Annotated in this window: 1 protein-coding gene; it reads left to right on the forward strand. The window is 27.7% G+C overall.

Going from position 1 to position 520, the window contains the following annotated elements:
* Positions 1-390 precede the first annotated feature (390 nt).
* On the forward strand, positions 391-520 hold a 130-nt coding region (locus SH09_RS17530; RefSeq protein ID WP_082039247.1), incomplete at its 3' end, for a YSIRK-type signal peptide-containing protein.

Below are 520 nucleotides of genomic sequence, written 5' to 3' on the forward strand. Positions count from 1 at the left end.
AGTGTATTATACGATTCAAAATATACCCACATATCGACATCGTCTAGTTCACTGTAATATTTAATCATCCAATTAGGTACCGTTCTATTGATATGCATCAAGGTAAACTCATTAAAGCTAATCATTTTCATAATTTTATTTTAAATAAAAGTCCATACTCTTAGTTTTGACATTGCCTTAACTCTCTCTATGACACCATCATAGTGGTAATTATTTAGTTAATGGTACCTTACACCATTTTTATAGTTTGTGAAAATTTTACTGTAATTTGAATGTTTTTTTAAACAATTGCTTTTTTAGTGCGAAAGAATATCGTTTTTGTTAGTGACAAACGAGGTATATTGTAATAAATTATGTTTGTATAATAATTGTTTTCAGGAGGTAATATAATTGAGTGCGTTTAAAAATCAAAAGCAACGTTTTTCTATTAAAAAATATCATTTTGGTGCTGCAAGTGTCTTATTAGGTGTAGTGTTTTTTGTTAGTACAACCAATGATGTATCAGCTGATGAAATTGATA

This window comes from Staphylococcus gallinarum, from assembly GCF_000875895.1.
Classification (GTDB): domain Bacteria; phylum Bacillota; class Bacilli; order Staphylococcales; family Staphylococcaceae; genus Staphylococcus; species Staphylococcus gallinarum.